At 63.9% G+C, this 25,746-nt stretch carries 27 protein-coding genes; 16 read left to right on the top strand and 11 right to left on the bottom strand.

What is annotated here, in order from left to right:
• Together ACODSZ_RS18230 and ACODSZ_RS18225 are read left to right on the top strand one after the other, a co-directional pair.
• The coding region (locus tag ACODSZ_RS18230; RefSeq protein WP_488928212.1) for a histone H1-like repetitive region-containing protein at positions 1-337 on the top strand (337 nt) is incomplete at its 5' end.
• Between the two features lie 315 nt (positions 338-652).
• Complete coding sequence (locus ACODSZ_RS18225; RefSeq protein ID WP_034351619.1) at positions 653-1,192, top strand: YggT family protein; 540 nt, start codon at positions 653-655, stop codon at positions 1,190-1,192.
• 82 nt (positions 1,193-1,274) lie between these two features.
• Here ACODSZ_RS18225 and ACODSZ_RS18220 read toward each other — a convergent pair whose 3' ends face one another.
• The 9 genes from ACODSZ_RS18220 to ACODSZ_RS18180 form a co-directional block, all read right to left on the bottom strand.
• Entirely contained in the window at positions 1,275-1,868 is a 594-nt protein-coding gene (locus ACODSZ_RS18220) for a peroxiredoxin (protein ID WP_008334665.1), read from the bottom strand.
• Between the two features lie 64 nt (positions 1,869-1,932).
• Positions 1,933-2,868 carry a carbohydrate kinase family protein gene (locus ACODSZ_RS18215; RefSeq protein WP_008334666.1) on the bottom strand — a complete coding sequence of 312 codons (936 nt, stop codon included), beginning with the start codon at positions 2,866-2,868 and terminating at the stop codon, positions 1,933-1,935.
• 106 nt (positions 2,869-2,974) lie between these two features.
• A complete protein-coding gene (locus tag ACODSZ_RS18210) occupies positions 2,975-4,246 on the bottom strand; it encodes a DUF3426 domain-containing protein (protein WP_488928211.1) in 1,272 nt (423 codons plus the stop codon).
• Between the two features lie 3 nt (positions 4,247-4,249).
• A complete protein-coding gene (prmA, locus tag ACODSZ_RS18205) occupies positions 4,250-5,164 on the bottom strand; it encodes a 50S ribosomal protein L11 methyltransferase (RefSeq protein WP_008334669.1) in 915 nt (304 codons plus the stop codon).
• A gap of 57 nt (positions 5,165-5,221) precedes the next feature.
• Positions 5,222-6,601, bottom strand: a complete 1,380-nt coding sequence (gene accC, locus ACODSZ_RS18200; protein ID WP_008334670.1) for an acetyl-CoA carboxylase biotin carboxylase subunit — start codon at positions 6,599-6,601, stop codon at positions 5,222-5,224.
• A gap of 117 nt (positions 6,602-6,718) precedes the next feature.
• Complete coding sequence (gene accB, locus ACODSZ_RS18195) at positions 6,719-7,189, bottom strand: acetyl-CoA carboxylase biotin carboxyl carrier protein (RefSeq protein WP_008334672.1); 471 nt, start codon at positions 7,187-7,189, stop codon at positions 6,719-6,721.
• Positions 7,190-7,313: 124 nt separating this feature from the next.
• On the bottom strand, positions 7,314-7,751 hold the full coding sequence (aroQ, locus tag ACODSZ_RS18190; RefSeq protein WP_008334673.1) for a type II 3-dehydroquinate dehydratase: 438 nt from the start codon (positions 7,749-7,751) through the stop codon (positions 7,314-7,316).
• 131 nt (positions 7,752-7,882) lie between these two features.
• A complete protein-coding gene (locus ACODSZ_RS18185; protein WP_488928210.1) occupies positions 7,883-8,404 on the bottom strand; it encodes a TlpA family protein disulfide reductase in 522 nt (173 codons plus the stop codon).
• 3 nt (positions 8,405-8,407) lie between these two features.
• Positions 8,408-9,049 (bottom strand): hypothetical protein, encoded by a 642-nt coding sequence (locus ACODSZ_RS18180; RefSeq protein ID WP_488928209.1) that lies wholly within the window; start codon positions 9,047-9,049, stop codon positions 8,408-8,410.
• 66 nt (positions 9,050-9,115) lie between these two features.
• Here ACODSZ_RS18180 and mpl point away from each other — a divergent pair, with 66 nt between their 5' ends.
• The 9 genes from mpl to ACODSZ_RS18135 all read left to right on the top strand — a co-directional run bounded on the left by mpl (position 9,116) and on the right by ACODSZ_RS18135 (position 18,231).
• On the top strand, positions 9,116-10,498 hold the full coding sequence (gene mpl / locus ACODSZ_RS18175; RefSeq protein ID WP_488928208.1) for a UDP-N-acetylmuramate:L-alanyl-gamma-D-glutamyl-meso-diaminopimelate ligase: 1,383 nt from the start codon (positions 9,116-9,118) through the stop codon (positions 10,496-10,498).
• Positions 10,495-11,085: a YqiA/YcfP family alpha/beta fold hydrolase gene (locus tag ACODSZ_RS18170; protein ID WP_175342890.1), complete on the top strand. Its 591-nt coding sequence runs from the start codon at positions 10,495-10,497 to the stop codon at positions 11,083-11,085. Before mpl ends, ACODSZ_RS18170 begins: the two co-directional genes overlap by 4 nt.
• Positions 11,085-11,699 (top strand): chorismate--pyruvate lyase family protein, encoded by a 615-nt coding sequence (locus tag ACODSZ_RS18165; protein ID WP_175342889.1) that lies wholly within the window; start codon positions 11,085-11,087, stop codon positions 11,697-11,699. Before ACODSZ_RS18170 ends, ACODSZ_RS18165 begins: the two co-directional genes overlap by 1 nt.
• A gap of 6 nt (positions 11,700-11,705) precedes the next feature.
• Positions 11,706-13,790 (top strand): RNB domain-containing ribonuclease, encoded by a 2,085-nt coding sequence (locus ACODSZ_RS18160; protein WP_175342888.1) that lies wholly within the window; start codon positions 11,706-11,708, stop codon positions 13,788-13,790.
• A gap of 55 nt (positions 13,791-13,845) precedes the next feature.
• The gene (gene tolA, locus ACODSZ_RS18155; protein ID WP_008334683.1) at positions 13,846-14,727 is read left to right on the top strand and encodes a cell envelope integrity protein TolA; all 882 of its coding nucleotides are present in this window, start codon (positions 13,846-13,848) and stop codon (positions 14,725-14,727) included.
• 101 nt (positions 14,728-14,828) lie between these two features.
• The gene (gene aroE / locus ACODSZ_RS18150; RefSeq protein WP_488928207.1) at positions 14,829-15,644 is read left to right on the top strand and encodes a shikimate dehydrogenase; all 816 of its coding nucleotides are present in this window, start codon (positions 14,829-14,831) and stop codon (positions 15,642-15,644) included.
• A gap of 131 nt (positions 15,645-15,775) precedes the next feature.
• Positions 15,776-16,483, top strand: a complete 708-nt coding sequence (gene mtgA / locus ACODSZ_RS18145; RefSeq protein ID WP_008334693.1) for a monofunctional biosynthetic peptidoglycan transglycosylase — start codon at positions 15,776-15,778, stop codon at positions 16,481-16,483.
• A 186-nt stretch (positions 16,484-16,669) separates the two neighbouring features.
• Positions 16,670-17,635 carry a magnesium/cobalt transporter CorA gene (corA, locus tag ACODSZ_RS18140; protein ID WP_008334694.1) on the top strand — a complete coding sequence of 322 codons (966 nt, stop codon included), beginning with the start codon at positions 16,670-16,672 and terminating at the stop codon, positions 17,633-17,635.
• Positions 17,636-17,760: 125 nt separating this feature from the next.
• Positions 17,761-18,231, top strand: coding sequence for a glycine zipper 2TM domain-containing protein (locus ACODSZ_RS18135; protein WP_488928206.1), 471 nt, complete (start codon positions 17,761-17,763; stop codon positions 18,229-18,231).
• 150 nt (positions 18,232-18,381) lie between these two features.
• Here ACODSZ_RS18135 and ACODSZ_RS18130 read toward each other — a convergent pair whose 3' ends face one another.
• Together ACODSZ_RS18130 and ACODSZ_RS18125 are read right to left on the bottom strand one after the other, a co-directional pair.
• The gene (locus ACODSZ_RS18130) at positions 18,382-19,500 is read right to left on the bottom strand and encodes an anhydro-N-acetylmuramic acid kinase (protein WP_008334696.1); all 1,119 of its coding nucleotides are present in this window, start codon (positions 19,498-19,500) and stop codon (positions 18,382-18,384) included.
• Positions 19,501-19,581: 81 nt separating this feature from the next.
• Positions 19,582-20,979 (bottom strand): M23 family metallopeptidase, encoded by a 1,398-nt coding sequence (locus ACODSZ_RS18125; protein WP_008334704.1) that lies wholly within the window; start codon positions 20,977-20,979, stop codon positions 19,582-19,584.
• Between the two features lie 242 nt (positions 20,980-21,221).
• Here ACODSZ_RS18125 and tyrS point away from each other — a divergent pair, with 242 nt between their 5' ends.
• The 5 genes from tyrS (at position 21,222) to dusB (ending at position 25,614) form a co-directional block, all read left to right on the top strand.
• Positions 21,222-22,493 carry a tyrosine--tRNA ligase gene (gene tyrS / locus ACODSZ_RS18120; protein WP_488928205.1) on the top strand — a complete coding sequence of 424 codons (1,272 nt, stop codon included), beginning with the start codon at positions 21,222-21,224 and terminating at the stop codon, positions 22,491-22,493.
• Positions 22,494-22,505: 12 nt separating this feature from the next.
• The gene (gene dtd, locus ACODSZ_RS18115) at positions 22,506-22,988 is read left to right on the top strand and encodes a D-aminoacyl-tRNA deacylase (protein WP_488928204.1); all 483 of its coding nucleotides are present in this window, start codon (positions 22,506-22,508) and stop codon (positions 22,986-22,988) included.
• 87 nt (positions 22,989-23,075) lie between these two features.
• Complete coding sequence (locus ACODSZ_RS18110) at positions 23,076-23,723, top strand: YbhB/YbcL family Raf kinase inhibitor-like protein (RefSeq protein WP_008334713.1); 648 nt, start codon at positions 23,076-23,078, stop codon at positions 23,721-23,723.
• 8 nt (positions 23,724-23,731) lie between these two features.
• Entirely contained in the window at positions 23,732-24,376 is a 645-nt protein-coding gene (locus ACODSZ_RS18105; RefSeq protein WP_488928203.1) for a histidine phosphatase family protein, read from the top strand.
• A 218-nt stretch (positions 24,377-24,594) separates the two neighbouring features.
• Positions 24,595-25,614 carry a tRNA dihydrouridine synthase DusB gene (dusB, locus tag ACODSZ_RS18100; RefSeq protein ID WP_008334716.1) on the top strand — a complete coding sequence of 340 codons (1,020 nt, stop codon included), beginning with the start codon at positions 24,595-24,597 and terminating at the stop codon, positions 25,612-25,614.
• The last annotated feature ends 132 nt before the right edge of the window (positions 25,615-25,746 follow it).

The raw sequence follows: 25,746 nt of genomic DNA, 5'->3' as shown, positions 1-25,746 counted from the left end.
AGCACCGAAGGCAGCAGCCAAGAAGGTTGCAGCACCGAAGGCAGCAGCCAAGAAGGTTGCAGCGCCGAAGGCAGCCGCCAAGAAGGTTGCAGCACCGAAGGCAGCCGCCGCAAAGAAGGTTGCAGCACCGAAGGCCGCTCCCAAGGCAGCCGCCAAGAAGGTAGCCGCTCCGAAGGCCGCAGCGCCCAAGGCAGCTGCAGCACCGAAGGCAGCCGCCAAGAAGGCCGCCGCTCCGAAGAAGGCAGCCGCCAAGCCGGCAGCCGCAGCACCGGCCGCCAAGACCGTGCTGAACCCGGCCGCTGCATGGCCGTTCCCGACCGGCGCTGGCCGTCCGTAAGATCGGCGCGCGTCTAGTCTGATCCCCTCAGACTGAAGGCCGCTGTATGGCATTGCGCCATGCAGCGGTTTTTTTATGCCCGGCTGATCCGCTGCCACGGCGCTCACTCTGCGCCGGTGATGGCAATTTGATGCGCTGGATTGCTCTGGCAATTCGTCGCAATGGCACAATATATGAAAGCTCGGGTATGCTCGCACGCGGCGCCCCGGTTTGTCTGCGCACTACGGCAGCGCGTGATGCAAGATGCCGCTGGCGATTGCGCCGCCGCTGCTTGCCCTCTAGTATGTGCCCTGCCTCTCACTGATGGAGATCCCTGTGCTGCTTAGTATTTTCACGATGATCGTCAACGCCGTCGCCAGCATCCTGGCCGGTGTCATGCTGCTGCGTTTCTGGATGCAGGTGGTGCGCGTGCGTCCGCCGCAACCGGTGGGACAGTTCGTCTACCAGCTCTCGGACTGGCTGGTGCGTCCGCTGCGACGGGTGATGCCGGGCGGCGGCTACGACTGGGCCAGCCTGGTGGGGGCCTTCCTCATCGTGCTGCTGTCCATCATCGCCATCCTGGGCCTGCAGTCGGGCTTCGACTTCAAACTCATCTTCCTGGTAGCGCTGGAGCGTTTCTTTGAATGGATCTGCTATGGCTTCATGGCCACGCTGATCATCGAGGCCGTCTTCAGCTGGGTCAACCCGCACGCGCCGCTGGCGCCCTTCGTGGGCGCCCTGAACGATCCCCTGCTGCGTCCGCTGCGCCGAATCATCCCGCCGCTCGGAGGCGTCGATCTGTCCCCCCTGGTGCTGCTGATCCTGTTGCAGATCGCGGTGCGGGTGGTCAGCGGCCTGCTCTTCGGGATGTTCTGAGCGCACTGCCGGGGCTTCTCCCCACACGCAAAAAGAGCCGGACATCGTCCGGCTCTTTTGCTGTCTGCCTGCTCTTCTGCGGTCAGCGCTTCTGCCTGGCCGACCATTGCTCCAGCGCCTGCATGGTGTTCTCCACATGCTTCTCCGGATTCATGTCGGTGTACTCGTAGAGGATCGCGTGGTCCGGCGTGATGACGTAGGAGGTGCGGCTGGCATAGCCGGTCACCTTGAGGAACTGGGCGTCATAAGCCTTCATGATCTTCTTGTCGACATCGGCAGCCACGGCGAACTTGCTGCGGCATTCACTGACGGAGAACTTGTTGAGGGTCTCGATATTGTCGCCCGACACGCCGATGACGGTTGCCCCCAGAGCCTTGTAGCGGTCCACGGCCTCGGCGAAGAGATGGGCTTCGATGGTGCAGCCGGAGGTGAAGGCGGCCGGGTAGAAGTACAGCACCACCGGACCTTTCTTGAGCGCCTCCGAGAGCGTGAAGGTCGAGACCTGTCCGCCCAGTGAACTCGGGGCCGAGAACTCGGGCGCCTTGTCCCCGGGTTTGAGTGCCGCCAGCGCGGCCTGCGAACACAGGGCCGCCCCCACCAGCAGGGAGGCACCGCACCAGCGGCGCAGGCGTGCGGCAGCACCGGCGGTCATGGCAAACGAGGAAGGGCTCAGCATGGTCGATCTCCTTGGTGGGTCATGCTGCCGGCCTCACGCAGTGTCGTGCCGGCAGGCAGGCACATCAGCCGAAACGATAACCGAAGGCCTGGTGGAAGCGCTCCTCGATCTCGGCCCTGGACGGTGCGTGGTTCTGCGGTCCCTGCGAAGCGATCTTGATGGAGCCCATCAGGCTGGCCAGGCGTCCCGTGGTTTCCCAGTCGTAGCCTTCGGTCAGGCCGAACAGCATGCCGGCGCGGAAGGCATCGCCGCAACCGGTCGGATCGGCGATCCGGTCGGCCGGTACGCAGGGGATGGCATATTGCTTGCCGTCCACGAAGATGTCCGCACCCAGTTCACCGCGCGTGACCACCAGGGCCGTGACGCGCTCGGCGATCTGTGCCAGCGACAGTCCGGTGCGCGCAGTCAGCAGCTCGGCTTCGTAATCGTTGACGGCCACGTGGGTGGCCAGGTCGATGAAGTTCTTGAGGTCGTTGCCATCGAACATCGGCATGCCCTGGCCCGGATCGAAGATCAGCGGGATGTTCAGCTCGGCGGCCTGCTGGGCATGCTGCAGCATGCCGTCGCGGCCATCCGGGGCGACGATGGCGAACTTGACCGGGCCGGCATCGGCCACCTTGTTCTCGTGCGACCAGGTCATGGCGCCGGGGTGGAAGGCGGTGATCTGGTTGCTGTCGGCATCGGTGGTGATGAAGCACTGGGCCGTGAAGGAAGACTCGATCTGGCGCACGCATTGCGTGGAGATGCCCAGCGCCGCAAAGCGCTCCATGTAGGGCGCGCTGTCCAGGCCAACAGTGGCCATCACGATGGGCTCACCGCCCAGCAGCTTGAGGTTGTAGGCGATGTTGCCGGCACAGCCGCCGAATTCGCGGCGCATGGTCGGCACCAGGAAAGAGACGTTGACCTTGTGCAACTGGTCGGCCAGCAGGGCTTCGGCGAAGCGGCCCTCGTACTGCATGATGTTGTCGTAAGCGAGGGAACCGCAGATCAGGGAGCTCATGGGGTGGTCGGGACTTGTGAGTGAATGATGCCGCATTGTAGAAGAAAAGCGGCGTGCAGTCCGAACCTGACGCAAGTCGTTTCGTGTTCAGGCAGGGCGGTGACGATCAGGGATAGAAGAGATAGATGCGATAGCCCGAGACCAGCGCTTCCTTGAGCTCGAAGTTGATCCTGATCTGCTGTTCGCTCTCGGGGCCGATGCCGCTGTCGGCCTGGCTCGGGTCGGCCAGATAGTCACGCGGACGGAAGACGCGGCGCACCACGGCCTTTTCGTCGTCATTGTTGAGCGTGAGCTCGATATGCGGCCAGGCCTGGGCGCTGATGCCGCGATTGCGCATCACCAGCGAGAGCGCATACACGTTCTGGTTGGGCGGCACCACCTGCAGTTCGTTGGATTCCAGCGAGAGCCGGTCGATCTCGGTGGGCAGGCCGACGGTGCAATGCAAGGCCACGCACATGCCGTTGAGCATGGGGCGCAGTTGCGGCACCGCTGCGGCCAGCGGATTGCGCCAGTAATAAAGCGATTGCAGCAGCAGCACCGGCACCATCACGCCGGCCAGCACCATCATCACCATCTTCATGACCTGGCTGATGCGCGCGCGGCGCTCAGCGCGCCTGACGAAGCCGGGCTCGGCGGCGGGCTCGTGGTCTTGCGCGTCGTCCTGTTCCTGCCCTGACGGTTCGTCAAGGGCGGAGAATGCCTCCTCGGACTGCGCCACCTCGTGCAACACGGGTTCATCATCGATGCGGAAGACGGCGGCCACCTCGGGCGGCGCGACAATCTCTTCGGCGTCGGCAGACGAGCGGCGCAGCAGGGCGCCGCTGTCCGGGGCTGGCTCGGGCGGTGTCGTCGGGCGGGCGGTCTGGTCATCCGCGGGGATCTCTGCGGCCGGCGCGGCAGGCTTGAAGCTTGCTCCCAGGTCGGGAAGGTAGCCAGGGCTGGCGGGCGAGCGGAAGACCTTGGGCTCGGCGATGACCGGGATGGCCGCAGGCGCGGCCGCCAAGGGAGCGACGGGCGCAGTGGGCTGTGCAGCAGGAACGTTCACCTCTGGAACGGACGTCTGCGCGGCGGGCGCGACAGGAACCGGCTGCGCGGCAAGCGGCGCGCCAGATTGTTCATAGGGGCTGTTGGCGGGGCCACTGGGGGCTGCCGCCGGTGCGGGGGGCGATGGGGGCGGCGTGCTCATGCCGGCCTGGGCCTTGCTGCCCGGCGCCGGCTGGTAATGACCGTCGGCCACGCTGGCCTCGACCAGGAATTCGTTACCGTTGAAGACCTGGCGGCAGTTGCCGCAGCGGACCAGTCCGCCGCGCAGTTTGAGCTGGTCGCTGGCGACCCTGAAGATGGTCAGGCAGTGCGGACACTGGGTCGCCAGCGCCATGGATTACTCCGGCAGGCGGCCCGCCAGGGCCACCCAGCCTTCATGTTCAGCCCACACGGTCAGGGCGATGTAGGGAGCATAGGTGGCGATGACTTCCTGCGCCTGGCGATCCAGCACGCCCGACAGCACCAGCGAGCCACCGGCGCGCACGCGGCCAGCCAGCATCGGCGCCATCAGTTGCAGGGGACCGGCCAGGATGTTGGCCACCACCACGTCGAAGCGTTCCCCTTCCGGATGGGCTTCGGCGAAGGGTTCGGGCAGGTAATAAGCGGCGCTGCAATGATTGCGGGCGGTATTGTGCTGGGCCGACTCCAGCGCCTGCGGATCGATGTCCACCCCGATCACCTGGGGTACGCCGATCTTGGCGGCGACCAGCGCCAGGATGCCCGAGCCGCAGCCGTAGTCCAGCAGGGTGCGGGCTTGCGTGGCATTGGCTTCCAGCCACTCCATGCAAAGCCGCGTGGTCGGATGGCTGCCGGTGCCAAAGGCCAGGCCCGGATCCAGTTCCAGCACCAGGGCATCCGGATCGGCGGGGGCTTCGTGCCAGCTGGGCACGACCCAGATACGCTGGCCGATGTGGATGGGCTCGAACTGGGATTGCGTCAGGCGCACCCAGTCCTGCTCTTCCACGCTGCGGGTGGCAAAGGGCAGGGCATAGTCCAGGCCGATGGCCTTGGCCGCATCCATGACGATGGTGGCGTGGTCGGCATCCTTGCCGGCCAAGGCCACCACGCGGCTGCGATCCCAGGCGGCCGTTTCCGGCTCCATGCCGGGTTCGCCGAAGAGCGGACGCTCGGCGTCCGTCCCTTCATCGGCATCTTCCACCGACACCGACAGGGCGCCAGAGTCCATCAGGGCGTCGGACAATGCCTCCGCCTGTTCGCGCGCCACTTCGATGACGATTTCTACCCAAGCCATGCTTGCCTCTACCTTTGCCTTTGCTCTTGCGTTGCGTTGTTGCTGATGTGCTGCGATTTACTTCTTGAGGGACTTGTCCGCTTCCGGCGCCGTCGGGCGTTCCGACAACTTATGTTCCAGATAATGGATATTGGTTCCGCCTTCGAAGAAACGCGCATCGACCATCAGTTCGCGGTGCAGCGGGATGTTGGTCGAAATGCCTTCCACCACCATTTCCGACAGCGCGATCTGCATGCGGCGGATGGCCTGTTCGCGGGTGGCGCCATAGGCGATCACCTTGCCGACCATGGAGTCATAGTTGGGCGGCACGAAATAACCTGAATAGGCATGCGAATCCACGCGGATGCCAGGACCACCGGGCACGTGCCACGCCGTGATGCGGCCCGGCGAGGGGATGAACTTGAACGGATCCTCGGCGTTGATGCGGCACTCGATGGCATGCCCCTTCAGTTCGATTTCGCGCTGGCGGTAACGCAGTTTTTCGCCGGCGGCAATGCGGATCTGTTCCTGCACGATGTCCACACCGGTGATCATCTCGGTCACCGGGTGTTCCACCTGCACGCGGGTGTTCATCTCGATGAAGTAGAACTCTTCATTTTCATACAGGAACTCGAAGGTACCAGCGCCACGATAGTTCATCTTGCGGCAGGCTTCGGCGCAGCGTTCGCCGATCTTCTCGATGATCTTGCGCGGGATGCCCGGTGCCGGAGCCTCCTCGATCACCTTCTGGTGGCGGCGCTGCATGGAGCAGTCGCGCTCGCCCAGCCAGATGGCTTGCTTGTGCTCGTCGGCCAGGATCTGGATTTCCACGTGGCGCGGATTTTCCAGATACTTCTCCATATAGACTTCCGGATTGCCGAAGGCGGCACCGGCTTCGGTCTTGGTCATGGTCACGGCATTGATCAGCGCGGCTTCGGTATGCACCACGCGCATGCCACGACCGCCGCCGCCGCCGGCAGCCTTGATGATGACCGGATAGCCGATCTTGCGGGCGATCTGGACGATTTCCTTGGGATTGTCCGGCAGTGCCCCTTCCGAACCCGGCACGCAGGGCACGCCGGCACGGATCATGGCCTGCTTGGCCGAGACCTTGTCGCCCATCATGCGGATGTTTTCCGCGCGCGGACCGATGAAGACGAAGCCGGACTGTTCCACGCGCTCGGCGAAATCGGCGTTTTCCGAGAGGAAGCCGTAGCCGGGGTGGATCGCCTGGGCGTCCGTGACTTCAGCGGCGCTGATGATGGCCGGCATGTTCAGGTAGGACAGTGTGGACGGGGCCGGGCCGATGCAGACCGACTCATCGGCCAGCTTCACGTACTTGGCCTCGCGGTCGGCCTCGGAGTGCACGACCACGGTCTTGATGCCCAGTTCGCGGCAGGCGCGCTGGATACGCAGGGCAATTTCGCCACGGTTGGCGATGAGGATTTTTTCAAACATAACAGGAATGAGGCGTCGCCAGGTTCAAGCGTTATAGGTTCCGGAGCCGGGCCGCGGCAGCCGGCATGTGCCGCGCGGCGGCCGTTGCTGCCAGGCCAGGGACTGCTGTGGCGGGAATCAGCCCAGCACGAACAGCGGTTGGCCGAACTCGACGGCCTGGCCGTTTTCCACCAGGATCTGCTTGACCACGCCACCCTTGTCGGCGTCGATTTCGTTGAGCAGCTTCATGGCTTCGATGATGCACAGGGTATCGCCTTCCTTGACTTCCTTGCCCACTTCGACGAAAGCCGGTGCGCCCGGTGCCGAGGAACGGTAGAAGGTGCCGACCATGGGCGACTTGACGATATGGCCTTCCGGCACGGCCGGGGCCGCCGGTGCGGCAGCGGGGGCCGCAGCAGGCGCGGCAGCGGCCACGGGGGCGGCGGCCGGCGCGTAGGCCTGCTGTTGCGGCACCATCACCACCTGGTTCTGGGCATTCGGGGAAGACTTGACGATGCGGACCTTGCTTTCACCTTCGGTGACTTCCAGCTCTTCGATGGCCGATTCAGCAACCAGGTCGATGAGCGTCTTGAGTTTTCGTAAATCCATTTGAATCCCTCGGAATGTAGATAAGTAGTGTTAACGAAGCGCCGGCGCTCTGTCGCGTCCGGCGGGTTCAGTCTGGGTCTTGCAGTACGTGAAGCGATCCGTTCGAAGCGGGGGCAGCCCGCCGTCAGGATTGACGCAGCCAGTAGTCGACGGCCATGCGATAACCGTCCACCCCGAAGCCGCACAGGACTGCCCGGGCGATGCCGGACAGGTAGGAAAAATGCCGGAACTCCTCGCGCTGGTGCACATTGGAGATATGCAGTTCCACGAAGGGAATGGCCACGCCGGCCAGCGCATCGCGCAGGGCCACGCTGGTATGCGTGAGTCCGCCCGGGTTGATGATGATGCCATCGACCCCCTCCAGGCGCGCCTGGTGGATGCGGTCGATCAGGGCGCCTTCGTGATTGCTCTGGAAGCTCGCCAGGTGCGCCCCGGCGGCGCGGGCCTGTTCTTGGGCACGCTGTTCGATATCGGCCAGCGTGGTCGATCCGTAGACTTCCGGCTCCCGGGTTCCGAGCAGATTGAGGTTCGGACCATTGAGCAGGAGTAGCTGTTTTGCCATGGAGATTAAGCTCCGTTTGACGACGATGCGCGCATTTTGCCGTCAAATGCCATCATTTGGCAAGAAAAACTTTCTTTTCACGGATTTGCGTTTGGCACGGCGGCCAGGTGGCCTCGCAGGTGACTCCAGGATCAGAGCTGTGCCAGGTCGGCGCGCAGTTCATCGAACTTGATGCGGCCCAGGTAGACCTTCTTGACGTTGCCGTCCTTGCCCACCAGAGCAGTGAACGGAAGACCGCCCGCCTGATTGCCGAATTGCCGCAGCAAATCGGTGGCGCCGGTTCCGGCAACGAAGAGAGGATAGCGGATTTGGTACTTTTGCGCAAACTTGGCGATATTTTCCTGACTATCGACGCCAATTCCGAGGATTTGCACCGGCGCGATCTCCTGCTGCAAGGCCGTCAGTTCCGGCATTTCTTCCACGCAGGGGCCGCACCAGGTGGCCCAGAAGTTGACCACCAGGGGCTTGCCCTTGTATTGCGCCAGCGATTGGGTCTGGCCGCTGGCATCCGGCATCGATTGCGACAGCAGCTTGTTGAGCGCCTGGGTCTCGGGCGAGGCGGGCGGGTTGGCGCGATGGCTGGCATAAACGCCAACGCCCACGCAAACGACCGCAACCACGGCCAACAGGATCACATTTTTCAGCTTCGTCATGAATCAGTCCTCGGAGGGTGCATCGATGAGCGCGGCCAGCGCAGCCGCATCACCGCGCTCGGGGCGTTTGCCGGGCGACGCACGGAGGCTGCCGCGCAGATCGTCTTGGTCATACAGGGCCAGATGGGCCAGTTCGGGGTCGGCGCCGCGCTGGGGCAGCAGGAAGCTCAGGGTCTCCACGGCCTGGCCGGTGCGGAAGTGGCTGGTCTCCCCGACCTCGAAGTTCACATTCTTGTTCAGCAGGAAGATCTCGACATCCTTGGCACTGGGGGAGAACAGCTGCAAGTGGATGTCAGAATGTTCACCTGCCGTGCCATTCCATACCGCGCCGGTAATATAAGGATTGAACTGTTGCAGGTCCTGCATCAGTTGCAGGGCCACCTGGCGCAGGTGCAAGAGGCGCGCCGGTTGCGTGTCGGCAAAGAAGAGTTCGTTGTAGATGCGCACTTCTTCTTCGATCTGTTCGTTATCCGGCATGATCTCGCCGCGCACCTTCTGGTTGCCCAGGATCTGTCTGGCGGCCTTGCGCTTGGCGCTGCCGTAGTCGGCACCATCTTCGGCGATCATGCGGGCGGCGGCCGCGGCGATTTCGGCGCGCAGCTGCTCGGTAGGGGAAGTGAATTCGAATTCAGACATGGCCGACATCATACTCGTTAGCGGGTGCACCCGCCGCCTCAGGTAAAATCGCGGGATTACACCCCAAGATTCGCTATGCATATACACATCCTCGGCATCTGCGGCACCTTCATGGGCGGCCTGGCCGTGCTGGCCAAAGAGGCTGGCCATACCGTGACCGGCTGCGACGCCAACGTCTATCCCCCGATGAGCACCCAGCTGGAAGCCCAGGGCATCACCCTGACCCAGGGTTTCGAGCCGTCCCAGGTGGACATCCAGCCTGACCTGTTCGTGATCGGCAATGTCGTCTCGCGCGGCAACCCGCTGATGGAAGATATCCTCAACCGCGGCCTGCCCTACGTCTCCGGTCCACAATGGATGGGCGAGAACATCCTGCAGAACAAATGGGTCCTGTCGGTGGCTGGCACGCATGGCAAGACCACTACCTCGGCCATGCTGGCCTGGGTGCTGGAGCACGCGGGTTACCAGCCCGGCTTCCTGATCGGCGGGGTGCCGATGAACTTCGGCATCTCGGCACGCCTGGGCAGCGATGGTCACGGTGGACCTTCACCCTTCTTCGTCATCGAGGCCGACGAGTACGACACCGCCTTCTTCGACAAGCGCAGCAAGTTCGTGCACTACCGCAGCCGCACCGCCGTGCTCAACAACCTGGAATACGATCACGCCGACATCTTCCCCGATCTGGCCGCCATCGAGACGCAATTCCACCATCTGGTACGTACCGTGCCCGGGATCGGCCGGGTCATCGTCAATGGCCGTGAAGCCGCGTTGCAGCGCGTGCTGGCGCGCGGCTGCTGGAGCGAACGTGAAGATTTTGGCGTGGCCGCAGGCCAGCCCGGCTGGTCGCTGCAGACCCACGACGATGGCCGTTTCGAGGTCTTCTTCGAAGGCCAGTCACAAGGCACGGTGGACTGGTCGCTGACCGGTGAACATAACCGCATGAACGCCATCGCCGCCATCGCCGCTGCCCGTCACGTGGGCGTACCGGCGGCCCAGGCCATCGCGGCCCTGGGCGCGTTCCAGAATGTCAAGCGGCGCATGGAGCTGCGCGGCAGCGCCAACGGCGTGGCCGTGTATGACGATTTCGCCCATCATCCGACCGCGATTGCCACCACCGTGGCCGGTCTGCGCAAGAAGGTCGGCGCGGCCCGCATCCTGGCGGTGCTGGAGCCGCGTTCCAACACCATGAAGCTGGGCACGATGAAAGAGGCCCTGCCGGGCAGCCTGGTGGATGCTGACCTGGTCTTCGGTTTCGGCGCCCGGTCCGGGCGCGATGCGCTGGGTTGGGATCTGGCCGAGGCGCTGGCGCCGTTGGGGCAGAAAGCCTCTGCCTTCGACGATCTGGATGCGCTGGTGCAAGCCGTCAAGGCCGCCGCGCAGCCGGGTGACCACGTGCTGGTGATGAGCAATGGCGGCTTCGGCGGTGTGCACCAGAAACTGCTGGACGCGCTGGCATGATCCTGTACCTGCACGGCTTTCGTTCCTCGCCGCAGTCCTTCAAGGCGCGTGTGATGGGGCAGCGCATGGCCGCGCTGGGATTGCAGGACCACTACGTTTGCCCGCAACTGCCGGCGTCACCGGCCGGTGCCATCGCCCTGGCCGGCGCGCTGGTGGCCGGCGTGGACCCGGCGCGGCTGACCGTGGTCGGCTCTTCCCTGGGCGGCTATTACGCCACCTGGCTGGCCGAGCACACCGGCTGCCGGGCGGTGCTGGTCAACCCGGCGGTCAAGCCGCCGCGCGACCTGGAATCCTATGTCGGCGTGAGCACGCAATATCACTCCGACGAGCCCTTCGAATTCAAGCGCGAGTACATCGCCGAGCTGCTGGCCCTGGCCGTACCGGCGATCACCCGTCCCCAGCGATATTTCCTGCTGGCCGCCACCGGCGACGAAGTGCTGGACTGGCGCGAGATGGTGGCCCATTACCCCGGTGCCCGCCAGACCGTCATCGAGGGCAGCGATCACGGCATGGCCGAGTTTGCTGACCATCTCGACGAGGTGCTGGCCTTCTGCGGTGTGGATGTGTCCGGCAAGGCGGTGCGTTGATGCCGCATGCCGTGCGCAAGGCGCGCTGGATGGCGCATCCGCAGGCATTGGCGGGGCTGTTGGCCGCCGATGGCGAGTTGATGCGGCGCACCCGGTCCTGGTTGGCGGACCCGGGTTCCATGACCCTGAAACTCAGGAAACGGACAGAAAGCTTCAGTGTGCGCCTGCTGCGTCAGCGTCCGGGCCGCATCCTGGCCGATGAGCATGAAGCCTTGTGCATATCGCCCCGCAGCCGCGTGGTGGAGCGCGATGTGATCTTGCTGGGTGACGGGCAGCCGCTGGTGTTCGGGCACACGATCCTGTCCACCGGCTCGGTCAAGTCCGACTGGCCTTTTTTCAGCAAGCTGGGTACCACCCCGCTGGGCGCCAACTTGTTCTTTGATCCGCTGGTCGGGCGCAGTCCCATCCAGTATGCTCGGCTGTGCGCCGGCCATCCGCTGATGCGTCGCATTGCGCAGGCCCTGCCCGAGACCGAATTGCCGACCACCTTGCTCGCGCGCCGCTCCCTGTTTACCCGGCGCGGCGGCGTACTGATGGTCACCGATGTTTTCCTGCCGGCCCTGGAAGTGCTGATGCGTCCTCGGCCGGCCCACGTAGCGATTGAAAAGCGATAGAAGCAGATGAATTTATTGTTCGAAGAATCCGGCGACTTCAAGGCCGGCTCCATCATGACCCAGCAGGGCGAGTCCTACCAGGTCGAGATGGCCTCCGGCAAGCGCGCCAAGGTCAAGTCGCGCGATGCACTGCTGCAATTCGCTGCCCCTTCCCCGGCCGAGCTGATGCAGCAGGCCCAGGCCATCGCCGAGGAAGTCGACCTGGATTTCCTCTGGGAAGTGGCCGGCGAAGAAGAGTTCGGCTTCACCGATCTGGCCGCCGAGTACTTTGGTCATGCCCCGCTGCCGCCGGAAGCGGCCGGCTTGCTGCTGTGCCTGCATCGCGCGCCGATCTATTTCTACAAGAAGGGGCGTGGCCGCTACAAGGCCGCCCCGCAAGCCTCGTTGCAGGCCGCGCTGGCCGGGCTGGAAAAGAAGAAGCAGCAACTGGCCGCACAAGCCGTGTATGTGGAAGAACTCAAGGCGCACAAGCTACCCGAAGCTTTCCGCCCCATCGCCCTGCAACTGCTCTTCAAGCCGGACAAGAACGGCATCGAATTCAAGGCCCTGGACGCCGCCGCCAAGGAATTGCAGACCACCCCGCAACGCCTGATGCTGGCCGCCGGTGGGGTGGCCTCGCCCAAGGATCTGCATTACGCGCGCTTCCTCTACGAATTCTTCCCGCGTGGCACCGGTTTTCCGGCCATCGAGATTCCCCCCGCTACCACCGATCTGCCACTGGCTGACGTGCAGGCTTTCTCCATCGATGACGTGACCACTACCGAAATCGATGACGCGCTGTCGGTCACCCGCCTGCCGGATGGCAAGCTGCGCGTGGGCATCCACATTGCCGCCCCCGGCCTGGCCATCAAGCGCGGCGACGCCATCGATGCGCTTGCGCGCGCGCGCATGTCCACCGTCTACATGCCGGGCGAAAAGATCACCATGCTGCCCGACGACCTGGTGGCCGCCTATACGCTCGATGCCGGCGCCGCCCGTCCGGCCTTGTCGCTGTACGCCACGCTGGATGCGGCCAACTGGGAAGTGCTGGCCACCGAGACCCGCGCCGAGCGGGTGCCGATCGCCGCCAACCTGCGCCACAACGACCTCGACGAGCTGGTCACCGAGGAAGCCCTGGCCGAAAATCGCGGCGAGTATCCGCACAAGGACGAGATCGCCCTGCTGTGGCAGTGGGTGCAACTGCTGGAACAGGGGCGCATGGCCAAGCGCGAGAGTTTTGGGCTGCGTCCGGAACAGAACAACCGCGTCGACTTCAACTTCTACGTCGAGAACGATGTGGTGAGCATCGTGCGCCGCCGCCGTGGCGCGCCGCTCGACAAGATCGTGGCCGAGCTGATGATCTTTGCCAACAGCACCTGGGGCAAGCTCATGGCCGATCATGGCGTCCCCGGCATCTACCGCGCGCAAGGCGGCGGGGCAGGCGGCTGGGCGGCCAAGATGCAGGTGCGCATGGTCACGCACGCTGCGCCTCACCAGGGACTGGGTGTGGACCAATATGCGTGGAGCACATCGCCCCTGCGCCGCTATACCGACCTGGTCAACCAGTGGCAGATCCTGGCCTGCATCGAACATGGCGTGACCGCGCCGCTGGTGGCGCCCTTCAAGCCGCGTGATGCCGATCTGTTCGCCATCGTCTCGGGCTTCGATGCGGCGTATTCCGGTTATGCCGATTTCCAGTCCACCATGGAACGCTACTGGTGTCTGCGCTGGCTGGCCCAGGAAAATGCCCGTACCGTGGAAGCGGTGGTGTTGAAGGATGAAATCCTGCGCCTGGTCGAGATTCCGCTGGTGCTGCGCATGCCCGGCCTGCCGCAGCTGGCGCGCGGCCTGCAGGTCAAGCTGGACCTGCTGCGCTGGGATGAAGTCGACCTGACCGTGGAAGCGCGCCTGCTGGAAGTGCCGACCGCCGCCGCCCAGACCCTGGACAACGATCTGGGCGAAGACGACGAGGAGTTGCTCGAAGGCATGGCCGCCATGGGCGGCGAAGCGCAGGATGAAGACGCTGCCGCCGAACCCGATCCGGCGCAGGAGGATGAGCCCGATCACCTGGCCGACGCGGGCGAAAACCCGTCCGCCCAGGCGGCCCAATGACGCGGTGCTGGCGTAGAATTGGCGCTGTGAATATCGTCGTTGCTCCCCATCTGCTGTGAATCTGTTTGCCCAACACCGTCTGCTGAGCCTGGCGCTCGGAATTTCGCTGCTGGTGCATGGCCTGCTGCTGGCCGTGCACTTCGCCGCGCCCGACGCCTTCCGCTTCAAACCGTCGGACCCGGAACTGGAAGTCATCCTGGTCAACGCCAAGCATGACAAGAAGCCGGTCAACGCCCAGGCGCTGGCGCAGGCCAATCTGGATGGCGGCGGCAATGCCGAGAAGGGCCGTGCCAGGTCGCCGCTGCCGGACATGCAGCACGTGCAGAGCGGTGACAGCGTCAAGGCCGCGCAGCGCAAGGTGGCCGAACTGGAACAGGAGCAGCGCAAGATGCTGGCCCAGTTGCGGGAGGCAAGGCAGCACGTGGCCAGCGCCGAGCAGCACAAGCCGGTGGCCGCGCCCCAGCCCGAGGCGCGCGACCTGACCGAGACCGCCCGGGCCATGGCGCGCATGGAAGCGGAACTGGCCAGGGACATCGAGCAATACAACAAGCGTCCGAAGAAGACACAGATCACGCCCAGCACCCGTGAAGTCGGCTATGCCCGCTACTTCAAGGCCCTGCAGGACAAGATAGAAAAGGTCGGCACCCTGAACTTCCCGACCCGCGACGGCAAGAAGCTCTACGGTGAATTGCTGGTGGTGATCCCGGTTTTCCAGGATGGCAGCATCTACGAGCGCGATGGCGGCGTACTGGTGCGCACCAGTTCCGGCAATGCCGCACTGGACCAGGCGGCAGTGGCCATCGTGCGGCGTTCGGCACCGTTTGGCCGCTTTCCGGACAACATGCGTACCAACGGCAAGGATGATGTGTGGGAAGTCATCGTGACCTTCCGTTTCACCCGCGACGAGGGTGTGCAGGCACAGCTGGGTGCCGGCTGATATCGTCGGCGGCGCAGCCGACCGGGGCCGCAGTCTCCAATACCCGCCCATGCCGGCCAAGAAGAGCGAACAACATACAACGAGGGAGCAGGTCCATCACCATGGATGAATACGTCGTCATCGGCAATCCGATTGCCCACAGCAAGTCGCCCGAGATCCATGCGCAGTTCGCTGCCCAGACCGGCCAGTCGCTGCACTACGAGCGCCTGCTGGCGCCGCTGCACGGTTTCACGGTGGCGGTGCAGGTGTTCCGGCGGCGCGGCGGGCGCGGCGCCAACGTCACCGTACCCTTCAAGCTGGAGGCACATGCCCTGGCCGATCAATTGACCGAGCGCGCGCGCCTGGCGGGGGCGGTCAATACCCTCAAGTTCGAGGGTGGACGCATCCTCGGGGACAACACCGATGGTGCCGGCCTGGTCACCGACATCATGGTCAATGCCGGCCAGGCCCTGGCAGGGCGTCGTGTGCTCTTGCTGGGCGCCGGGGGAGCCTCGCGCGGGGCCTTGCTGCCCCTGCTGCAGCAGCGACCGGCGCAGCTGGTGATCGTCAACCGCACCCAAGCAAGGGCCGACGAGCTGGCGCAGCAGTTTGCCCAATACGGGCCCATCACCAGTGCCGCCTATGCCGAACTGGAGGGCGTGTTCGATGTCATCATCAATGCCACCTCGGCCAGCCTGTCCGATGACCTGCCGCCGTTGCCGGTGTCGGTCTATGGTGGCGAGACCCTGGCCTACGACATGATGTATGGTCGCCAGCCCACGGTATTCATGCAGAGCGCACAGCAACATGGTGCCAGCGTGCGCGATGGCCTGGGCATGCTGGTCGAGCAGGCAGCCGAAGCCTTCCAGCTCTGGCGCGGCGTGCGACCGGCCACCGCCGAGGTGTTTGCCAGCCTGCGCCAGCAGTTGTCGCAATGAGGGCAGGATAGTCCTCTGCTCCTGTAGAAGACTGCAGGACCACAGGACTGCTGGATTGCAGCTCTGCATGACCCTGCCATGACACAATTTCCCGGATCGACGCAACACGGCAACAGAACAACAACAGGCACATGAAATCGCTACGCAAGCTGCTCTTCTGGATCATCGTCCTGCCCATTGCACTGGTATTGCTGCTGCAGATGTACTTCTTCGTGCAGATCTGGTGGTGGAAGGATCACAATCCCGAGTCCACCAGTTTCATGCGCCAGCAATTGTCGCTGCTGCGCGAGAAGGATCCGAAAGCCCAGTTGCAATTGCGCTGGGTGCCTTACGCGCGCATCTCCAACAATCTCAAGCGCGCCATCATCGCTTCCGAGGACTCCAATTTCTCCGAGCATGACGGTATCGACTGGGACGCCCTGCAACGGGCCTACGAAAAGAATGAGAAGAAAGGCCGCGTGGTGGCCGGTGGGTCGACCATCACCCAGCAGCTGGCCAAGAACCTGTTCCTCTCGGGCGAGCGCAGCTACCTGCGCAAGGGCCAGGAATTCATCATCACCTACATGCTGGAATTCCTGCTGGACAAGCAGCGCATCTTCGAGATCTACCTCAACGTGGTGGAATGGGGCAACGGTGTCTTCGGCGCCGAGGCGGCGGCCCAGCATTACTATCACATCAGTGCCGCCAGTCTCGGCCCGGAGCAGGCCGCGCGGCTGGCGGTGATGTTGCCGCGTCCGCGCTATTACGACCGCAATCGCGGCTCCGGCTACCTGGCGGTGCGTACCAGCCTGATCCTGCGTCGCATGAATGCGGCCACGCTGCCGCCTGCGCACAAGTGAAGTGATCGCGCTGCTGCCGCAGCCAGATGACTGCCGTATGACAGTGCGCCCTGGCGAGCACGGCCGTGTCGTCGGCGCTGGATTGGCGCTTGCCTGGCGCGGGGCTTGAACGTACACTTGCGCACGTTTCGCGCCTGTCGCCACGGGCTGCCCGCACTTCACCCGCGTTCCACCGAGCGAGAACCCATGATCAATGTATTCGTGTTGCAAAACGGACGGCTGAGTCAGGTCAACATCGACAGCCGCACCGACCTGGAACAGGCCGCGCCGGTCTGGGTGGACCTGACCGAACCCAATGACGAAGAGCGCGCCTGGGTCAAGAGCATCTATGGCGTGACCCTGCCCGACGAGGATGAATTCAGCGACATCGAAGCCTCTGCCCGCTACTTCGAGGCCGAGAACGGCGACCTGCATCTGCGCACCGACTTCCTCTTCGAAGGGGATGATGATTCGTCCTCCACCATGACGGTGGCTTTCATCCTGGCGCGCAACATCCTCTTCTCGGTGCACGCCGAAGACCTGCCGGTGTTCCGCCTGGTGCGCATGCGCGCGCGCTCGCGGCCCGGTTCCATCGGCGACTACCGCGACGTGCTGCTCGATCTCTACGAGACCGATGCCGAATACTCCGCCGATGCCCTCGAAGGCATCTACCAGAAGCTCGAAGCGGTCAGTACCAGCGTGTTGAAGAAAAGCCTCTCCGACCAGGCCGCCGCCGATGTGCTCAACACCATCGCCCACGAAGAAGACTTGAACGGTCGCATCCGCCGCAACATGATGGATACGCGCCGCGCGGTCAGCTTCCTGATGCGCGGGCGTCTGCTGAGTTCGGAGCAGTTCGAGGATGCGCGCCAGATCCTGCGCGACATTGAATCCCTGGATGGTCACACCGCCTTCCTCTTCGACAAGATCAACTTCCTGATGGATGCCACGGTCGGCTTCATCAACATCAACCAGAACAAGATCATCAAGATCTTCTCGGTGGCCTCGGTGGCCTTCCTGCCCCCCACGCTGATTGCCAGCATCTACGGCATGAACTTCCGGGTCATGCCCGAACTCGACTGGGTGGTCGGTTATCCCTTGGCCATCCTTCTGATGGTGGGGTCGGCCATTGCGCCGTTCTGGTATTTCCGTCGGCGCGGCTGGCTCAATTGACTGTCTGCTGACGGCGACGTCCTCATTCTTCCGACACGCATTGCCGGGCTTCTCCGATGCCGCGCGCGCACCAGGCGCGGCACACTGTGCACACTATCCATCGCATTGCCGCACAGGAGAATCGCATGTCCATCCGTCATCATTATGTTTCGCTGGCCGTGGTCAGCGCCAGTTTCGCCGGCCTGCTGATCGGCTGCGCCAGTCCGCAGCAAGCGCCTTACGGCGCTGCGTCCACCTCGCAGAACTATGAACGGGTGGCAGCCTATTCCGGTACCGGCGTGGTGGAAGCCATCGAAGTCACCCACAAGGAAAGCAGCGGCGTGGCCGGTGCAGTGGTGGGTGGCGTGGCGGGTGGTTTGCTGGGCAACGCGGTAGGTGGCGGCACCGGCCGTGTGCTGGCGACCGTAGCCGGTGCGGCCGGTGGCGCGTATGCGGGTAACCAGGTCCAACGCAACAGCGCAGCAGCTCATCCGGTCTACAACATCCGCGTGCGCATGAGTGACGGTTCCTTGCAGACCTTTGCGCAGGAAGACAATACCGACTTCCGCGTGGGCGACCGCGTGCGACTGGATAACGGTCGTATCAGCCGTTACTAATTACTAATTACAAATTGCAAATGGCGATTTTTATTTTGATACCGAACTGATCGGTATCGAAATAAAATGAAAAATGAAAAATAGAATAAATAATAAAACGAAGCCGTCCGATGCTGCACCGGACGGCTTCGTCGTTTCTGCGATATCGGTTCAGGCCGGGTAGAGCGCACCCAGTACCCGCAAGCCGCGCGCGCCGGTCACTGCCGGCAGATTGCCCGGCAGTCGCAGATCGAAGCGGCGCGCCAGCCAGGCGAAAGCCAGCGCTTCCACATGTTGCGGGGCCACGCCCAGTACTGCCGTCGACTGCACGATCGCACGGTCCTGCAACTGCTGCTGCAACAAGCGCATCAGCAGGGCATTCTCGGCGCCGCCTCCGCAGACATAGACCTGTCGGGCCGCAGGTGCATGGGCCAGGATGGCCTCGGCAATGGTGCTGGCGGTGAGCATGGCCAGGGTGGCCTGCACATCTTCCGGGGCGAGCGCTGCGCCGGTGCGCAGTAGCGCTGCCTGCAGCCAGTCCAGGTGGAACAGGTCGCGTCCGGAACTCTTGGGCGGTGCTGCGCGGAAGAAGTCTTCATCGCGCAATTGCGCCAGCAGTCCCGCATGGACCTGGCCGGAGGCGCCCCAGTGACCATTGGCGTCGTAGGGGCGTTGCTGGTGCAGATGGATCCAGCCATCCATGAGCGCATTGCCGGGACCGGTATCGAAACCGTAAGCCCCTTCTTCATCGGCCGGCAGGATGCTGATGTTGGCGATACCGCCGATGTTGACCACCACCCGCGACTGGGTCGCATCACCGAAGAGGGCGCGATGGAAGGCTGGTACCAGCGGTGCGCCCTGGCCACCGGCGGCGACGTCGCGGCTGCGGAAATCGGCGACCACATCGATGGCGCACAGTTCGGCCAGCAGGGCGGCATTGTTGCTCTGGCGCGTGAACCCCAGTTCGGGACGATGGCGGATGGTCTGTCCATGCACCCCCACCATGCGCACATCGGCTGCCGACTTGCCGGCCTGCAGCAGCAGTTGCGCCACGCAGTCGGCGTAATGCACTGCCAGCGCATTGGCGGCCAGGGCTTCGCGCTCGATCTCGTTGGGACCGGCGGCTTGCAGGGCCATCAGGTCGGCGCGCAGATGTGCGGGGAAGGGTACGTAGGCTGCTGCCAGCGTGGCCGACACGGCCTGGCCGTCGAAGGCGGCCAGCACGCCATCGACACCGTCGAGACTGGTGCCGGACATCAGGCCGATATACAACTGGGAAGAATCGTTCATGGCGGGCAAGGACAGAAAAAGAAAAGGGCGGCCGCTGATTCTACAGCGCCGCCCTGGCAGGGGATATCGGACAGCCCCGGCTTATTTGATGGTCGCCAGCTTCACATCGGGCGCACCCGGCACGCGCAGCATGGCCATGCGATGCTGCATCTCGGCCGCCACGGCACGGAAGCGCTGCATTTGCGGTCCCGTCAGGGCCTGGGTGTTGGGCACGTCCACCGACAGCGGATTGCGCGGCTGGTTGTTGACGCGGAACTCGTAATGCAGGTGCGGGCCGGTGGCCCAGCCGGTCATGCCGACGAAGCCGATCACGTCATTCTGGCTGACCTTCATGCCCTTCTTGATGTTGGGCGCGAAACGGCTCATGTGACCGTAGGCGGTGGAGTAGCCGCCCCAGTGCTTGATGACGACGATGTTGCCGTAGCCATTCTGCTGGCCGACGAAATCGATCACACCGTCGGCTGCGGCATGGATGGGGGTACCGGTCGGCGCGGCAAAGTCCACGCCGGTGTGCTGCTTCCACTTGCCGAGGATGGGATGCAGGCGCATCGAGAAACCGGAAGAGATACGCGTGAAGGCCAGGGGCGACTTCAGGAAGGCTTTTTTCAGCGACTTGCCATCGAAGGCATAGTAGCCGCCCCCGCCGGTCTTGCTGGCCGGGTCGCTGAACCAGACGGCCTGGTAGCGGTTGCCGGCATTGTCGAATTCACCGGCCAGCACGCGGCCGGTGCGCACCAGGTCACCGTTCTGGTAGTAGGTCTCGTAGACCACGTTGAAACGGTCGCCACGGCGCAGGTCGGAGGCGAAGTTGATGTTGGTGGCGAACATGTCCACCAGCTGCATCGCGATGGCGTCCGGGATCTGGGCCGCATCGGTGGCGGCGAAGAGCGAAGAGAAGATGATGCCGGCGCGCATTTCCACGCGGCGCTCCAGCACGGCGGGCTGGGCTTGGGCGGTGAGCTTGCCGTCGTGGCGCGAGATCACCAGGTTCTTGGGGGTATCGCTGCCGTCGTCCAGGGTGGCGGAGAGCTTGACGAGCTCGCCGTTGTCATCGGTCTGTGCCACCACGCGCTTGCCGGGACGCAACTGCATCACCGTGCGCGCCAGGGTATCGGACTTGATGAAGGCGGTGGCCTCGTCGTCATCCACGCCCAGACGGTTGAGCAGGGTGGCCAGGGTGTCGCCGCTGCGGACCTTCTCTTCGTTGACGTAATACTGCGAGCGTTCTTCCAGCGCGCTGATCTGCTGTTGCAGATTGGGCAGGGCCAGTTCCTTGGAGATCGGGTTGACCGGGGCATCGCGCAGGTCCGGCTCGGCCGGGGCGAAACCGGCGGCACCGATGGTGAAGGCGGCCAGGAACAGGGCGCTGGCGCCAATGATGCGGGTCTTGGGCGAGGAGGCGGCGACTTTGTGGTGGCAGGACTGCAACACGGAGAAGCACAGGGACGAGAGGTGCTTGAGTTTATCTTGTGGGAACATGCAAACCGAATACGTTAAAATCTGGCGTTTCCGTGGCGGATGGCGGGTATGGCTGCAATGCGGCGTTTCCTGTCCCCCACCGTGTTGCGCCCGCGAAACATCGCCTACGGGTCGATACGCTTTTTCTGCTGCTGAGCTTCTGAGGCCGCGTCCTGGCGCTGGGCAGAAAAAACGAAAGTCGGAATTATAGCAACACGGTTTAGCGGTCCTGTCCTACAAAAGCCTATTTTTTAGTTATATCGATGAACGCCGATCAGTCCACCTCCGCTGCTGCTTCTGCTGCCACGTCTGCAGCCCCTTCCCGCCTGCCCCTCACCGACAAGGTGCAGGAGGCGCTGGCCATTACCAAGCGCGGCATCGATGAGCTGCTCATCGAAAGCGAATTCGCGCAAAAGCTGGCGCGCGCCGAGCAAAGCGGCCAGCCGCTGCGCATCAAGCTGGGTCTGGATCCGACCGCGCCCGACCTGCACCTGGGGCACACCGTGGTGTTGAACAAGATGCGCCAGCTGCAGAACCTGGGCCACCAGGTGATCTTCCTGATCGGTGACTTCACCTCCATGATCGGCGACCCGTCCGGTCGCAACGCCACCCGTCCGCCGCTGTCGCGCGAGCAGATCGAGGTCAACGCCAAGACCTATTTCGCCCAGGCCAGTCTCGTGCTGGATCCGAGCAAGACCGAGATCCGCTACAACTCCGAATGGTGCGACGCCCTGGGTAGCCGTGGCATGATCCAGCTGGCTTCGCGTTACACCGTGGCGCGCATGATGGAGCGTGATGACTTCACCAAGCGCTTCAAGGAAGGTACGCCGATTTCGGTGCATGAATTCCTCTACCCGTTGATGCAGGGTTATGACTCGGTGGCCCTGAAGTCCGACCTGGAACTGGGCGGCACCGACCAGAAATTCAACCTGCTGGTGGGCCGCGAACTGCAGAGGGACTTCGGCCAGGAGCCCCAGTGCATCCTGACCATGCCGCTCCTGGAAGGCCTGGACGGCGTGGAAAAGATGTCCAAGTCCAAGGGCAACTACATCGGCATCACCGAACCGGCCAACACCATGTTCGCCAAGGTGATGAGCATTTCCGACGTGATGATGTGGCGCTACTACGAGCTGCTGTCTTTCCGTTCCATGGCCGAGATCGCCGGCTTCAAGGCTGATGTCGAAGCCGGCAAGAATCCGCGTGACATCAAGGTGGCCTTGGCCCAGGAAATCGTGGCCCGCTTCCACTCGCAGCAGGCCGCCGAAGATGCGCTGGCCGACTTTGTCAACCGTTCCAAGGGCGGCATCCCGGACGACATCCCGGAAGTCTCGCTGTCGGGCGCGCCGCTGGGCATCGGCCAGTTGTTGAAGCAGGCCAACCTGTGCGCCTCCACCTCGGAGGCGCTGCGCATGGTGGAGCAGGGCGGTGTGCGTATCGACGGCACCGTCATCAGCGACAAGGGTTTGAAGGTCGAGGCCGGCCAGTGCGTGGTGCAAGTGGGCAAGCGCAAGTTCGCCCGCGTCACCCTGGCGTAAGCTGGAGCGCGCATGATCGCTCTCTTGCAGCGGGTCAGCCAGGCCTCGGTGGTGGTGGATGGCCAGACGCTGGGCAGCATCGGCACCGGGCTCATGGTGCTGGTCTGCGCCGAGCGCCACGACACCCCGACCGAAGCTGACGCCCTCCTGAAGAAGCTGCTGGCCTATCGCGTCTTCAGCGACGAGGCCGGCAAGATGAATCGCAGTGTGGCCGATGTGCAAGGCGGCTTGCTGCTGATCCCGCAATTCACGCTGGCGGCCGATACCAATTCAGGCACGCGCCCCTCCTTCACGCCTGCTGCGGCGCCGGAACTCGGGCGGCAGCTGTTCGATCACTTCGTGGCGCAGGCGCGCGTGCGGCATGGTCAGGAGCGGGTCGGAACAGGGCGCTTCGGAGCCGATATGAAGGTATCGCTCATTAACGACGGTCCGGTGAGCTTCTGGCTGCAGATCAAGCCCAAGGCCCCGGCTGCCGATATGAACCTTGCTCAATAAATCCAGACCCGGCATTGAAGCCGGGCGGCGCGTCCCCAAATGGATCCGTAATGCGTGTTGAATGTGGCCTTACTTTTAGGAGGTGATATGAAATTCTGGAGCGATTCTTTCAAGGACGGTGCCAACATCCCCGGCGAATTCGCCTTTGCGGTGATGGACCCCAAGACCCACGTGGCGTTGTCTTCCAATCGCAATCCGCACTTTGCGTGGAGTGATCTGCCGGCCGGCACCAAGTCGCTGGCGCTGGTGGTGCACGATCCTGACGTGCCTTCGCGCGGCGACGACGTGAACCAGGAAGGCAAGACCGTGCCGCTGGAGCTGCCGCGCGTTGATTTCTATCACTGGACGCTGGTCGACATTCCTGCCAATGTCAGCCAGATCAAGGCCGGCCAGTTCAGCAACGGCGTGACCGCCCGTGGCAAGCCGGGGCCGGCGGTGCTGGGCGAGGTCATGCCGGGGGCGCGCCAGGGCATCAACGACTACACCGGCTGGTTCGCCGGGGACGGCGACATGCGCGGCGACTACTTCGGCTATGACGGCCCCTGCCCGCCGTGGAACGATGCGCTGGTGCACCGCTACATTTTCACCCTCTATGCACTGGACGTGGAACAGCTGCCGGTAGCCGGCAACCTGGAAGGATCGGTGGTCCTGACCGCATTGCGTGATCACGTGCTGGAGCAGGCTTCGATCACCGGCCTGTACACCCTCAACCCCAACGCGGTCCCGCGCAGCTGAACTGAAGCATGACCGAGATCCTGCTGATCCGCCACGGCGAAACCGACTGGAACGTGGACAAGCGCCTGCAAGGGCATATCGACATCGGCTTGAATGAGGCCGGCCAGCGTCAGGTGCTGGCGCTGGGCGAGGCGCTGGCGGGGGAGGGCATCGATGCCGTCTTCGCCAGCGACCTGCAGCGTGCGCGCGATACCGCCCAGGCCGTGGCGGGGGTGGCGGGATTGGCGGTGCAGATCGATGCCGGTCTGCGCGAACGCTGCTATGGCGCCTTCGAGGGGCTGCGCCATACCGAGATCGAGGTGCGCTATCCCGAGGCTTATCGCCAGTGGAAGGCTCGCGAACCGGACTTTCGTTATCCCGCCGGTGAGCGCATCGCCGAGACCATGCGCGAATTCTATGAACGTTCTGTCGCGGCGGTGCAGCGCGTGCTGGCCTCGGGCCGCTATCGCAAGGTGGCCATCGTCACGCATGGCGGCGTGCTGGAGTGCGTGCATCACTGGGCCAGTCAGACTTGCTTCGCCCAGCCGCGCACCTTCGACATCTTCAATGCCAGCGTGAACCGCCTGCACTGGGACGGCGAACGCGCCTACATCCGCTCCTGGGGCGAGATCGGGCATCTCCAGCGGGAGACGCTGGATGAGGTGGATCGTTGAGCTGCACTATTGCCGGGAGGTATCTTTCCGGTCGTTTGATCTTGGCGGTTTGTTGGTTTTCCTGTCCGCTGATACGTGACATTGGCATTTCGCCAACAGTCCCTCCTGCCCAATAAATAATCAGCCCCAAAGATGTAACCGCGCCCGATTCTTGTTGGGCGAGGCTGGCAATCGCGCTAAAATAGCGCCCTTCCTCGAACCTCCCCCTGATCCACGTCGTGAACATTGGGCCCTATTCCCTGCGCAACAACGTGTTCGTCGCCCCCATGGCGGGTGTGACCGACCGTCCGTTCCGTCAGCTGTGCAAGCAGCTGGGGGCAGGGTATGCCGTGTCCGAAATGGCGGCGTCCGATCCGCGGCTGTGGCAGAGCGAGAAGACCTCGCGTCGCATCAACCACGATGGCGAGATGGAACCCAAGGCGGTGCAGATCGCCGGGGCCGATCCGGTCATGCTGGCCGATTGCGCCAAGTACAACGTTGAGCGCGGTGCGCAGATCATCGACATCAACATGGGCTGCCCGGTCAAGAAGGTCTGCAACAGCTGGTGCGGTTCGGCTCTGCTGCAGGACGAGGACCTGGTGGCGCGCATCCTGGACGCGGTGGTGTCGGCGGTAGATGTGCCGGTGACCCTGAAATTCCGCACCGGCTGGGACCGCGCCAACAAGAACGCCCTCAAGATCGCCGCCCGCGCCGAAGCCGCCGGTATCGCCATGCTGACCCTGCACGGCCGCACCCGGGCCGACGGCTACAGCGGTGAAGCCGAGTACGACACCATCGCGGCCGTGAAGGCCGCCGTGACGATCCCGGTGGTGGCCAATGGCGACATCACCACCCCCGAGAAGGCGCGCGAGGTCCTGCGCATCACAGGGGCTGATGCCGTCATGGTTGGTCGCGCCGCCCAGGGACGCCCCTGGATCTTCCGCGAGATCGATCACTTCCTGCGTACCGGCGAACACCTGCCGGCGCCGCTGGTGACCGAAGTGGCGCACCTGATGGAGGAACACCTGCAAGCCCACTACGCCTTCTACGGCGACTACCTGGGCGTGCGCACGGCACGCAAGCACATCGGCTGGTATGTGCGCGACCTGCCGGGCGGTGAGACTTTCCGCCGCAGCATGAACCGCATCGAAGACTGCGGCCAGCAGTTGCAGGCAGTACGGCAATTCTTTGCCGACCAGACCGTGCATGGCGATCGCCTGCAATACGGACTGGCCGACGAGGTGCCGCTGGCCGCCTGAAGCAGCACGGCAGGACAGCACCACAGGACAGGGTATCGGATGCGCCGGCGCGAGCGGCAACGGCGGGCGCAATTGATCAACAATACGGCATCGCCACGCACGATCGCGCCCAGGGGAAATGGCGCATTCAAG

Source organism: Herbaspirillum sp. FG34, from assembly GCF_057809315.1.
The sequence above is the reverse complement of the archived record's forward strand: the minus strand, read 5'-3'. Positions and strand labels throughout refer to the sequence as shown.

Excerpts from the sequence above, each read along its gene's own strand:
- prmA (WP_008334669.1), bottom strand. The coding sequence starts at position 5,164 with ATGGCTTGGGTAGAAATCGTCATCGAAGTGGCGCGCGAACAGGCGGAG.
- ACODSZ_RS18215 (WP_008334666.1), bottom strand. The coding sequence starts at position 2,868 with ATGAGCTCCCTGATCTGCGGTTCCCTCGCTTACGACAACATCATGCAG.
- corA (WP_008334694.1), top strand. The coding sequence starts at position 16,670 with ATGATCAATGTATTCGTGTTGCAAAACGGACGGCTGAGTCAGGTCAAC.
- tyrS (WP_488928205.1), top strand. The coding sequence starts at position 21,222 with ATGAACGCCGATCAGTCCACCTCCGCTGCTGCTTCTGCTGCCACGTCT.
- aroQ (WP_008334673.1), bottom strand. The coding sequence starts at position 7,751 with ATGGCAAAACAGCTACTCCTGCTCAATGGTCCGAACCTCAATCTGCTC.
- ACODSZ_RS18210 (WP_488928211.1), bottom strand. The coding sequence starts at position 4,246 with ATGGCGCTGGCGACCCAGTGTCCGCACTGCCTGACCATCTTCAGGGTC.
- aroE (WP_488928207.1), top strand. The coding sequence starts at position 14,829 with ATGGATGAATACGTCGTCATCGGCAATCCGATTGCCCACAGCAAGTCG.
- ACODSZ_RS18105 (WP_488928203.1), top strand. The coding sequence starts at position 23,732 with ATGACCGAGATCCTGCTGATCCGCCACGGCGAAACCGACTGGAACGTG.
- dtd (WP_488928204.1), top strand. The coding sequence starts at position 22,506 with ATGATCGCTCTCTTGCAGCGGGTCAGCCAGGCCTCGGTGGTGGTGGAT.
- ACODSZ_RS18160 (WP_175342888.1), top strand. The coding sequence starts at position 11,706 with ATGAATTTATTGTTCGAAGAATCCGGCGACTTCAAGGCCGGCTCCATC.
- mtgA (WP_008334693.1), top strand. The coding sequence starts at position 15,776 with ATGAAATCGCTACGCAAGCTGCTCTTCTGGATCATCGTCCTGCCCATT.
- mpl (WP_488928208.1), top strand. The coding sequence starts at position 9,116 with ATGCATATACACATCCTCGGCATCTGCGGCACCTTCATGGGCGGCCTG.
- accC (WP_008334670.1), bottom strand. The coding sequence starts at position 6,601 with ATGTTTGAAAAAATCCTCATCGCCAACCGTGGCGAAATTGCCCTGCGT.
- ACODSZ_RS18180 (WP_488928209.1), bottom strand. The coding sequence starts at position 9,049 with ATGTCGGCCATGTCTGAATTCGAATTCACTTCCCCTACCGAGCAGCTG.
- ACODSZ_RS18220 (WP_008334665.1), bottom strand. The coding sequence starts at position 1,868 with ATGCTGAGCCCTTCCTCGTTTGCCATGACCGCCGGTGCTGCCGCACGC.
- ACODSZ_RS18130 (WP_008334696.1), bottom strand. The coding sequence starts at position 19,500 with ATGAACGATTCTTCCCAGTTGTATATCGGCCTGATGTCCGGCACCAGT.
- ACODSZ_RS18185 (WP_488928210.1), bottom strand. The coding sequence starts at position 8,404 with ATGACGAAGCTGAAAAATGTGATCCTGTTGGCCGTGGTTGCGGTCGTT.
- ACODSZ_RS18110 (WP_008334713.1), top strand. The coding sequence starts at position 23,076 with ATGAAATTCTGGAGCGATTCTTTCAAGGACGGTGCCAACATCCCCGGC.
- ACODSZ_RS18165 (WP_175342889.1), top strand. The coding sequence starts at position 11,085 with ATGCCGCATGCCGTGCGCAAGGCGCGCTGGATGGCGCATCCGCAGGCA.
- ACODSZ_RS18125 (WP_008334704.1), bottom strand. The coding sequence starts at position 20,979 with ATGTTCCCACAAGATAAACTCAAGCACCTCTCGTCCCTGTGCTTCTCC.
- ACODSZ_RS18170 (WP_175342890.1), top strand. The coding sequence starts at position 10,495 with ATGATCCTGTACCTGCACGGCTTTCGTTCCTCGCCGCAGTCCTTCAAG.
- accB (WP_008334672.1), bottom strand. The coding sequence starts at position 7,189 with ATGGATTTACGAAAACTCAAGACGCTCATCGACCTGGTTGCTGAATCG.
- ACODSZ_RS18135 (WP_488928206.1), top strand. The coding sequence starts at position 17,761 with ATGTCCATCCGTCATCATTATGTTTCGCTGGCCGTGGTCAGCGCCAGT.